Consider the following 10861-nt stretch of genomic DNA (forward strand, 5'->3'; position numbering starts at 1 on the left):
GGGCGACGCGCGTCACTCGGCCGTGGGAATCCCGCTCTTGCGCGGCACCATGGCCAGCAGCTTGGGCAGCTCAACGTCCACATCGGGCACCTCGACGCCGAGCGCAGCCAGTCCCTCCGCCACCTCGACCAGCGGTCGCCTCACCCGCAGACTCGTCAAGATCAGGTTCCGCATCGTCACGGGACGCGTCGGCCTGATGAATGACTCCCTTCGATCCAGCAGGAGTGCCACCTCGCGCTTGGCAAACCGGGCGGGGACCTCGGCGCGATCCGGCACGGCGAACCCCAGAGCGGACAGCCTCGCTGCTGTCTCACGGGGTTCCACGCCCGTCTTCTCACTGACCAGGAGGATGTGTCCCAGGGAAACCTCCTGGCCGAGGGCGAGCCAGGGTGCGACGCCGTTGCCGTCGAGACTCATCGCCTTGAAGTCAACGATCGTGATCGCGGCGGGCCAAGCGCTGAGGTCCGGCACCACGAAGCCCATGCGTCCCAGCCTGGCCGCTGCCTCCTGCGGTGAGCACAGGCGGCGACTGGAGATCGTCAGCAGGGTCTCCAACGAAACGGAATCGGACAGTTCGATCTGTTCGAACTCCAAGTCCTCATCATCGGCGAACAGCAGGCCGCGATCGAGCTTGTCGTAGTCATCCCCGGCGAAGTAGTGCGCTGGAAGGTGGAAACCCAGGTCTCGCATCTCCGCCGCAAGCGACCAGGGGTTCTCCTCGAAGAGTTCGGCGATCTCGATCAGCTGCTTCATCGACACCGGAGCGCCTGACTGGAAGCACTCCGCCGGCAGCAGCCCGGAGTAGAGAGCGAGCTCTGGCGTCTCCAAGGCGATCACCCCGATGTCCGCGTACCGTGCAATGGCATCCACCACACCGCAGCCCCAGTCCGACATCGCCTGGTCCAGGACCTCAGACCGGAGCACGTCTCCCCGACTGAGCCAGGAGTCCTGCGAGGAACCTCCGCGCAGCAGGCTCAGATCGGCGCTCCACGCCCAGGGCGGGATCTCCGGAACTTCGAATCCGAGCGCTGCCAGCCTGTGCTCCACTTCGCCGGCCTCCCTGCCCAGCGTCCTGGCGGTGGCGACGACATGACCGATCGCCACCGGCTGGTCAGGCTTGAGCCACGGACTCGTCCCGTCGTTGCGGATGCTCACCGCCACCAGGTCGTCGTCCTCGACCTGCGCCACCAACGCGGTGGCACGAGTGATGTCGAATCCGTACGACCGGAGGAGGTCGAGCACCTCCTCCACCGCCTTGTCCAGACGACGTGCGGCTGCGAGGACGTGCCACGCCGTGACTGGTACGCGCACGTCCAGGTTTGACCCGTGATCTTTGAGATTCGCGTTGAGAACGCGCAATTCGTCCGCGTTCGGCTGCCGCGGCGGGTAATTGTCTGGATCCACGCCGCGAGCGCCCAGCGCGACGAGTCGGGAGGCCAACGCCCGCTGATCCATGCCGACCTCCTCTGCGACCGGGAGCAAGTCACCAGGCCTGAAGACGTCAAGCTCGTCGAAGTTGGACAGGCACTCCTCAAGGAGGGTCTCGTCTGACGGCAGGGCAGGTAGCAGTTCAGCCTCCAGAGTCGGAGGAATCTCGTCGTACAGCGAGGCAGTCCTGCCATGCGCCATCAGGCGCCACAACAGCATGCTGGGGTGGCCCAGAACTCTCGGCACTTGAATCCGCTTCGCGTACAGGGTCTCGTCCGCGGCCAAGCACCCGACTGCGCCATCCTCGCCACGCCAAGAGATCCGCAAACCTTTCTCGTTCGAGAGGGCGACGATCAGATCGGCAACACGGGGACTACGACTAGCGACGTCACAGATCCACCCGGCCGAGAGCAACAGCTCAGCAGCTTCGAGCGACTGGGGCAACGCCTCCACCAGCAAGGTCTCCAGCACGGCCCAGTCCAGGCCCAGCAGGTGAGACCGGTTCACGGTCAACGCCGGCAGAGCGGATCCCGTCAGGTTGACGATGGCACCGGTCAGGTCGTCTTCGCCATCGTCTCTGGAGAACCCGGCGGCTCGCTCGCCGGCTTGGACGAACAGACCGTCCGCGAGCAGACCTCCTCCACGTTCGCACCAGACAACCTGCCCGTTGACTGTGGGAGCGCCATGCACGAGAACGCCGCCGGCGTCGAGGCTGTCTTCGATCTCCCCGAAACTGGTTGATTGCCGTGACTCGTAGACGAACGGTTTCCACTCACGAGCGGCGTCGTGGTGGCGGGCGTGGGTGGCGAACTCGGCGATGCCGAGCAGCCTCCACAGAGTCTCCACACAGGACGGTGCGGCGGCCCCGTCCCTCAGGTACAGCTTCACTTCCGTGCCCGGGGTGGGACGGTCACGGTCGATCTCGTTGATGCGGAACAGGTGGCCGGGACCGACGATGTTGATGCGCAGCACCGGACCGGCAGGCCCGCCCCGGCGGTCCATGCGGCAGGTCGTCACCTCGATCTCGTCGGCCAGCATGAAGTAGCTCATGACGCCGATGCCGAAGCGGCTGTTGGGGTGGAACGGGATGCCGTGTTCACGCCATTGTGCTTGTTCTTCGAGGAACTCCGGGCGGTCGGCGAAGCGGACGCCCGCCTGGGAGAAGACGTCGCGCAGTTCGGCCACTCCCATGCCCACGCCGTTGTCGGTGCAGCGCAGGTAGTGGCGGCCGGACACGGGGTCGACGCCCTGGTCGAACTCGATCCGGCCCTGCCAGTCGGCGACCATGCCCTGAGTGGTGTGGATGTAGTCGTTGCGCGCCTTGCGGTAGCGGCACGCGTCCAGGGCGTTCTGATACAGCTCGCGGATTGCCAGCGAGCGGTCGCGGTAGAGCTGTTCGCCCATCAGGAGTTCGCGGATCCTGCCCTCGTCGAGGCGGAAGCGGACCACGGGCACGACGAAAGCCGGTTTGCCGTCGGCGCCGACCGACGGCCCTACTTCGTCGGCGGATGCTCGGGCAGGTAACGCACGCAGGGGTTCGAGGGTGTTGTCGTTCATGGCCACGGAGTGGACGGCGCCCAGCACCTCGTCGGTGCGCGCGACATGTTCGCGGAGTGCTTCGAGGACGGCCTCGTGGCAACAGCGGGCTCGCAGGCCCACGCCCACCGGGATCGGGGACCACTCGGCGGCGTCGAGGCTTTCGCGCAGCTCGTCGAGACGCACCGGTTCGGGGATGCCGAGGTGTTCGACGATGGTCGGCGGGAGGGTGCTCAGTTCGATCGCCAGCGAGTGGGCGACCACGAAGATCAGGCCCACCAGGCGCTCGCGGACCTCCTGGGCGTGCGCGGTCAGACCGTGGTGGGGGTGGACCGGGCGGAGTTCCAGGCGCTGGGGGTCTCGCAGGTCTGTCGGGGAGAGCTTCAGCAGGCGAACGAGTCGGTCGAGGGTGTCGTGCTGGCGCGGGGAAGGCAGACCGAGCAGAACGCTTTCGGTGCTGGCGGCACGACTGGCCAGCCAGCGGTGGTAGAGCCACCAGGCGATCTCGGTCGAGGCCTCCTCGCGGTCGGTGAGACCGTGCTGGGCGGCGCGGGCGACCAGGCGGCGTTCCTGCTGGCCGCGGAGGAAGCGTTCGTACTCGGCGCGATCCGACTCGCCGGTCTGGGACAGATCTGTGGGGCGCAGGTGGGTCAGTGCGGCGGCCGAGCGGCTCCACTGCGCCTCGTGGACCAGCGGGGCCAGGGTCAGGAAGGCGGCTTCCAGCGGGGGGAGAGTCAGGTCGGCCAGCACGCACAGGCCCGCCACGCGTTCGCCGACGCGCGCGGCGAGGGTGCGGTCGAGCCACGGGTCGCCCTTCAGTCGGCGGCGGGCCGTGTGAGCGCGTTCGGCCAGCTGGGAAGCGAGTTCCACGGCGTCCTCGCGGGCCGAGGAGGTGTCGCCGTTGACCAAGGTCCAGATCGGGTGCTTCTCGACGGCCTCCGACCAGCCGGTCACCCGCGGTTCGGCGGGGCGGGCGAACTCGGTCGACGCGTGGGCGTTGCGCCAGAAGTTCAGGTCGGTGCTGGTGCCCGGGTGGCGACCGGTGGCGGTGGCGTGGTCGTGGCAGGCCGAGACGAAGGCCTTGACGAAGTCCCAGTCCAGCGAGGTGGTCTGGCCGTTGAGGATCTCGCTGATGCGCGACTTGCTCAGGTGCAGGCGACCCGCCAGCACCGTGAGGGACGGGTTGCCGGACTCCTCCTTGAGTCGCTTCAGGTCGGCACAGAGCTTGGTGACGTCCATCCGGTGCGCTTTCCCCTTCCGGGACCGTCCGGTCCGGACGGGCGTTGACCAGGCACGACGTGCTCCGAGGTCCGGTGTTGTCCGTGATCACCGCGAGCTGGGAGCGGTGGCGGGGACGGTTGGCCGCAACACCAACCTGAACCGTCAGGAGTCGTTGTGCAGTTGTTCGTTGAGTTGGTTGCGGCCGGGTTGCAGGTGGCCGCCGCCGGATTGGCCGTGGGAGTCGAGATCATGCGGGTTCGCCGGCGCAAGCGCGACGAAGACGACGAGTAGGCAACTGAGGTTCACCGGAATGGCGCAACGGAGAGTACCCGAGACCACATTCCTGATGAACCGGAATTCAGATTGTCAACTTTTTGTCCACGCGTTGGCATTGATCACCGGAATCGGTCCACGAATCGGTCACCAGACGCATCTGTTCCACGAAAATCTCACCCAGATCGGTGAGGGTGCCGGAGGCTCGCAAAGAAGTGAGCGCGTCTTGGGTGGCGGTGCTCCAGCGGTCGAATTCCGCGCGTGCTTCGTGATCGTGGTAGCGGGCCCAGAAAGTCGAGACGGCCAGGTGTGCGTATACGCCCTGGAGAACGGCTACGGGTGGGCGCGGGTCGTTTCGCCAGGCCACGCGCATGTGATGGGAGGAAAGGTGGTCCACCAAAGGGAACAGGTCCAGCAGGGCGGAGAGCTTGCCGTGTTGCACCTCGTGCGCCAGGGCCACCGCCATCACGCGCGGGTCGTCCGGAAGGGACATGGCCACGCAGCCGAAGGCGTTCGCGAACGTCAGCGCGGCGTGGCCGGAACCCGAGGTCGACAGCGGGGTGAGGACGGACAGGGTCGCGGCGATCTCCTCGGCGACTGGGCGGTGCCCTGTCACGAGCAGGCGCCACGCCTCGTCCACGCGCTCCCGCCAGGCCCCCGCTGGGAGGCTGTCGTGGGCGCTGACCTGTGGCGGGAGGTTCTGCTCGCCGGTGCCGTCGACGGTCAGGAGGAGGCTCAGGCCGTCATGGGAGGTGTGCAGTCGCCCGACCGGCTGCCAGCAGAACGACGCGGTCCGCAGGTCGGTGAACGCCTCGCCGTCCGAGGCGAAGCTGGTGCCGCCGGACGTCACGACGCGAACAGAACGCGAGGTCAGCGGCCTGAACGTGCCGAGGGACGGCAACACCACCGGGGCACCTCCGGGCACCTCGACCACGCCGTCGGCACCGGCCAGCACGCGCGCCGCCGCCAGCACGGCCATCAACTGGCCGGGCGAGCACGGCGCCCCGGTCTGCAACCGCGCGGTCGTGCGCACCGCCCACGCCCCCACCCGCGGGTAGTCCAGCACGGCCTGCAAAGCGGCCCGCGGAACCACCCTGAGCTGCTCATATGCCGAGCGGGCCAGCGCAGCAGAAGGGTGCCGGGAACGCTCAGCGAGCTCCACCAGAGCGTGGATGAGCAGCAACGTGCGGCTGCGCCGGACCGACGCCAGCAGCCGCACGGCACCAGGTCCGCCCCCACCCCGGGCCAGCGCGGCGAACATCGCCGGATCCATCGAGTGCGTGGTCATCGCACGGCCAACTGAGCCACATCACGCGACACCCGCTCACGGACGTGCGAGATCAACGCGTAGAGATCGGCGCAGTACACCGACGGATTCAGGAAGGACCCCGCCCGGTACCGATGCGCGTAAACCCCTCCACCACACACTTTCCGCAGGTCACACGCGTCACACGAAGCACAGAGCGCGTCACTCTGATGAGCCACGACCCCAGGCACGAGCAGGGCGTCGTCGAACGACGAGGTCCGCACGTTCAGGCCGGTCGCCGCCGCCCCCTCGAACGCCGAGCTCAGCATGTCCGACACCTCGAGAGAGCCGTCCGTCTCGATCACCACCGAAGCCGGCGCCGACGTGCCGAACCCCTCCACCGAGGACTGCCCGCCCAGCAGCACGTTGATGATCTCCGCGAACATCCTGACCTGCGTCTCCCCGCCCAAGTACCAGCGGTCGAACGCAGCGCACAACCAGTCCGCGTAGGACCCGGGAGGAGGCGGCGAGGACCAGTTCGCGTTCGGCAAAAGGAAGTCGACGGCGGGCGGCGAGAACGGCAGCAACGCCTCGTAACAGCGCACCGGGTCGTTCCGCAGATCAACGGTGCAGAGCAGACCAGCGAAAACCGGCCGCCCGACCAACAGCCGCACCCCCGCCACCACGGCGTCGTAACTGCCGGAGCCATCGGCCCGGCGCCGGTGCCGGTCGTGCGCCGAACGATCCCCGTCCAGGCTCACCCCGACCCGAACGCCCAGGTCAGCGAGCACGTCCACGACAGCAGAAGTCAACAGCACGCCGTTCGTCTGCAACGCGAACCGCACCGGCCCGGCCGCGGACAACACCCGCACCGCCTCGACAAGATGATCGACACCGGCCAGCAGCGGCTCACCGCCGTGGAACACCACCTCGACCGACGACAGGGAGTGCGCGCGTACGTGCTCCTCAAGACGTAAAGCCACCGCCCGCAGCACAGAAGACGACATCACCCGCGGGCGCTGACTCCAGCGCTGGTCGCGCATCGTGTAGACGTAGCAGTGATCGCACGCCAGATCGCACCGCGCGTGCGTCTTGAGGATCAACTGCCGGAATGGTCGCCCCATGTCGCACCGCTTCCGCCACGATTGATGGAATCTCCGCCCGGCTGGCCGATCGACACACCTGACGGCTCCCCCGATAATGCCGGACACCAACTCATCGGAGTGATGGAATCACCCAATTAGATTGCGTCATCCGCTAACGCGTCAAGGCCACTGGCAGACCCTACTATTGTGTTGCACCGCAAAGGGGCGGAGATGGGACGGTGCCAGACGCATGGTGGAGCAGCCCGACACCAGGTTGAAGTCCGATCTGGTTGATCTGAGCGACGTGGATTTCGATGAGCTGGACGCACTGCCCTCATCGGTACTGACCAGATCGCTGCAGCGGGTGCTCCGGGAAAACGCGTCGAACGTCGACCACTACGCGGCCTTCCAGAACACGATCTGACGAGAGCTCACCGTGGAGCGACGATGACCGACGACCGACCACCGCCCGGCAAACCCAGGATCGTCGCCTTCACCTCCCCGGCGAACGACGACCGGCGCACCGAGGTGGTCGCGAACGCCGCGTGGACGCTCGCCGCGGCGGGCAAGCGCGTCGCGGTCGCCGACTGGGGCGCCGGCGCACCGCACGTGCACGAGTTCCTCCAGCCGTTCCAGGTCCACACGATGACCGTCAAGCAACTGCTCGACGAGGTGCTGGACGACACGAGGTTCAGCACCCCCGCCCGGGACCTGCTCTTCGACGAGACCGTCTACCCGCGGCTCGAGGCACGCCGCTACGCCCTGCCGGGAGGCCTGGGCGAGATCGACGTCGTCACCTCACCGGAACCGGGCGTGCCGGTGCGCGGGTTCGCCCAGGACGAGCGGGACCTCGGCGAGGTCGAGACGTTGCGCGCGGGCATCCAGCGGTCGGTCTACGACTACGTGCTGATCGACTCCCCCGCCTCGTTGTCCCCGAGCCTCGCCGCCAAGCTCGCCCGCCTGTGCGACGTGGTCGTGTTGTGCTTCGAACCGGCCAAGAGCGGCGTCCGGCAGGCCGCGTGGTTCGCGGGCGAGGTCTGGGACGCCGCCCCGGTCACCATCCGCGTGCTCGCCGTCCCGGTCGAGACGGACAAGGACACCGCCCACCGCGACCGCGACCTCGTCACCTCGGCGTTCCACTCGTTGCTCACCCACGGGGACGACGAGTTCGGCCGCACCATGTCCGCCGCGGTCGTCGCCGTCTCCCCGCACGACGTCAGCCCGCTGGCCACGCTCGCCGTGCTGGCCAGCGACGACAGCGCGCACGCCGAGGCCTATCAGCGGCTCGCCACGGCCATCGGCGGCACCAAGGCGGGCACCGCGCGTCAGCTCGGCCTCGACCAGCTGGAGGACTACCGGCGCAGCGTCGGCCTGCTGCCCACCCTCGTCGCGCTGCGGTGGGCACCGCCCGACCGGCCGTGGGCGGACTGGGTGCGCGCCCAGCTCGTCCAGGCCGGAGCGAAGATCACCGACACCCCTGACGCACCGGGCACCACCCTCGTGCGCATCTGCTCCCACCACCCGCTCCCGGCGAGCACCGGCCGGGTCGTCGCGATCACCGTCGACGACAGCGACCCGCCGGACGGCGCGACCGGCGTCGGGCTCGCCGGGGTGGACGAGTCCACCGCGCGCACCCGCGTGCTGGAGGCGCTGCAGTTCGTGCCCGGCCCCGCGCCGGCCACGGCCGTCCGCTTCCCCGCCGCCGTCACCAGGAACCCGCGCCACCTGCCGCCGAGGCTCGCCCTGTTCGCGGGCCGCGGCGCCGAACTGGAGGCGATGCGGGACGCGTTGAAGGGCGCGCGCACCTGGTGGCTCACCGGCGCACCGGGCGTCGGCAAGAGCGAACTGGTCAAGGAGTACGCCCACCGGTTCGCGTTCGACTACGAGATCGTGTGGTGGATCCCCGCCGCGAACCGCAGGTCGATCACAGCGAGCCTCGCCGATCTCGCGCGGGCCCTCAGGGTGCCCGCCGAGAACCAGGTGACGCACAAGGTCCTCGACCTGCTCGGCCGCGCCACCGACGCCCAGCGCTGGCTGCTGATCTACGACGGTGTCGACGACCCTGCCTCGCTGGAGGGTCTGGTGCCCGCCAAGGGATGCGGCCACGTCGTCATCACCTCGCGCACGGACCACGGCGACGCCGTCACGCTCACCGAGTTCACCCCGGCCGACAGCGTCGAGTACCTGCGCCGCTCGCTGGAGGACGTGAGCGAGAACGGACTCCTCGAGGTCGCGAACCGCGTCGCCCAGCAACCGCTCGCGCTGCGGCTCGCGAGGGCGTGGATCGTGCAGACCGCGCGCAAGCTGCGCCGCCAGGCCGACCGCCGCGACAACGCCGAGATCCGTGCCGCGCAGGAGTTCTGCGCGATCGCGGACGGCCTCGGCGACTCCTCGCCGATCGCCCGCGCGGTCCGGCTCACCGTGAACACCCTGGCGCAGGACCAACTCGGCCGGGACGCTCTGCGGGTCGCGCGGATGTGCTCGTTCCTGTCCACCGGCGGGGTCGGGCTTTCCTTGCTGCACCGGGTTTCCCTGCTGTCCGTGGTGTCGGACGCGCTGGACGACGTCGAGCTGGACGGCATGCTGTGGCACGGCGTCTGCTACGGCATGTTCCACGTCTCGTGGCGCAGGCCGGGCACCGTGGTCGCGCACCCCGTGCTGCTCGCCCACATCGCCGAGCTCACCGATCCGGAGGAACTGGAGGAGATCCGCACGGCCGTGCTGGAGGGCCTGGCCGCGATCGCGCCGTCGGAGAGCGAACTCGACCAGGCGAACGCGGCGGAACTGCGCGAGCTCAGCCGGCACGTCGAACCCAGCGGCGCGCCGGACTCCCCCTCACCGGCGGTGCGGCGCTGGCTCGTCAGCCAGATGGGCCACTTCCTGCGCGAGGGCGACCACGAGTCCTGGCGGTACGCCGCGAGGTTGTGCGAACGGCTGCTGCGCGCGTGGCCGGCGGAGGAGGCAGCGGGACTGCGGATGCGGTTGCGGTTCCACCTCGGCAACCTCTACCGGTCCCTCAACCGGCCGATGGACGCGCTGACCGTCGACGAGAACCTGCTCGCGGACCAGCGCGGCGCCCTGGGCCGCGAACACCCGAGAACCCTGCGCACCGCACGGGGTGTGGCGCACGGCCAGCGCGTGCTCGGCCTGTTCACCGAGGCCCTCGTCGAGGAGCAGGCGACGGTGCGGGGCCTGCGCAGGGTGCTCGGCGAGAACCACCCGGACACGTTGCGCGCCACCAACAACCTCGCGCTGTCGCTGTTCCTCGCGGGTGAGTCCGGCAAGGCGCTCGAGGTGCAGCGCGCCAACCGCGACCGCCGGCGCGACGTGCTCGGCCCCGACCACCTCGACGTCTGGTGGTCGACCTGCAGCATCGGCACGTACCTGCGCGAACTCGGCCGCTACGACGAGGCGTGGAACGAACTCCAGTCCGCCAAGCAACGCGTGGCCCAGCTCGACGGCGCGCCGCGGCACCTGCTGCGGATCAAGTGGAACCAGGCGGTCGTGTTGCGCCGCAGGGGAGACAGCGGTGCCGCGAAGGGCGCGACGGCGGAGGTGCTGACCGAGTACCGCCAGCTCTTCGGTGAGGACCACCCGGACACCAGGGCGTGCCGGCTGAGCTTCGCCGCCGACCACTTCGCGGTGGGCGAGTTCGACGTCGCGGCCGAGACCGCGCTGAGCTGTCTGCGCAGCTACTGGCAGCACGTCGGGCCGTTCCACGCGTTCGCGCTGATGTGCCAGCTCGACCACGCGATCTTCGAGCACTGGCTCGGGCGCACGCCGGAACGGGCGTTGCTCTCGGTCAAGGAGGCGCGGTCCGGGCTCGTCACGAGACTCGGCGACGTGCACCCGTGGGCGCTGGCCGGACGGCTCGCGCACGCCGTGATCCTTGGCCGCACCTCGGACGCCGACCAGGGCCTGCGGCTGCTCGACGAGGTGCACGAGGACTGCGTCGACTACCTCGGCGCGGACCACCCGACGACGAAGATGGCGGCGGCGAACCGGAAAGCGCCGGCGAACGAATGGCAATGCGCACTGCTCGACGTGCCGGAAATGTGAACGGAGGCGGTTG

General features: G+C 69.0%; 5 protein-coding genes. 2 read left to right on the forward strand and 3 right to left on the reverse strand.

Translation table 11 applies throughout. The annotated features are described in order from the left end of the window. Window positions 1-12: 12 nt before the first annotated feature. From JNUCC0626_RS20850 to JNUCC0626_RS20860, 3 genes are all read right to left on the reverse strand, one after another. Window positions 13-4203 (reverse strand): HD domain-containing protein, encoded by a 4191-nt coding sequence (locus tag JNUCC0626_RS20850; RefSeq protein WP_394621454.1) that lies wholly within the window; start codon window positions 4201-4203, stop codon window positions 13-15. Window positions 4204-4543: 340 nt separating this feature from the next. Continuing rightward, window positions 4544-5746, reverse strand: coding sequence for an aKG-HExxH-type peptide beta-hydroxylase (locus JNUCC0626_RS20855; protein ID WP_394621455.1), 1203 nt, complete (start codon window positions 5744-5746; stop codon window positions 4544-4546). Beyond that, entirely contained in the window at window positions 5743-6828 is a 1086-nt protein-coding gene (locus JNUCC0626_RS20860) for an FxsB family cyclophane-forming radical SAM/SPASM peptide maturase (RefSeq protein ID WP_394621456.1), read from the reverse strand. The genes JNUCC0626_RS20855 and JNUCC0626_RS20860 overlap by 4 nt, the downstream gene beginning before the upstream one ends. Before the next feature lie 211 nt (window positions 6829-7039). On the opposite strand from JNUCC0626_RS20860, the gene fxsA reads away from it, so the two are divergent. Both fxsA and fxsT read left to right on the forward strand, forming a co-directional pair. After that, window positions 7040-7213 (forward strand): FxSxx-COOH cyclophane-containing RiPP peptide, encoded by a 174-nt coding sequence (gene fxsA / locus JNUCC0626_RS20865; RefSeq protein ID WP_394621457.1) that lies wholly within the window; start codon window positions 7040-7042, stop codon window positions 7211-7213. A 23-nt stretch (window positions 7214-7236) separates the two neighbouring features. Further along, window positions 7237-10848, forward strand: coding sequence for an FxSxx-COOH system tetratricopeptide repeat protein (gene fxsT, locus JNUCC0626_RS20870; protein WP_394621458.1), 3612 nt, complete (start codon window positions 7237-7239; stop codon window positions 10846-10848). Window positions 10849-10861: the final 13 nt, after the last annotated feature.

Source organism: Lentzea sp. JNUCC 0626, assembly GCF_043632865.1.
GTDB lineage: Bacteria > Actinomycetota > Actinomycetes > Mycobacteriales > Pseudonocardiaceae > Lentzea.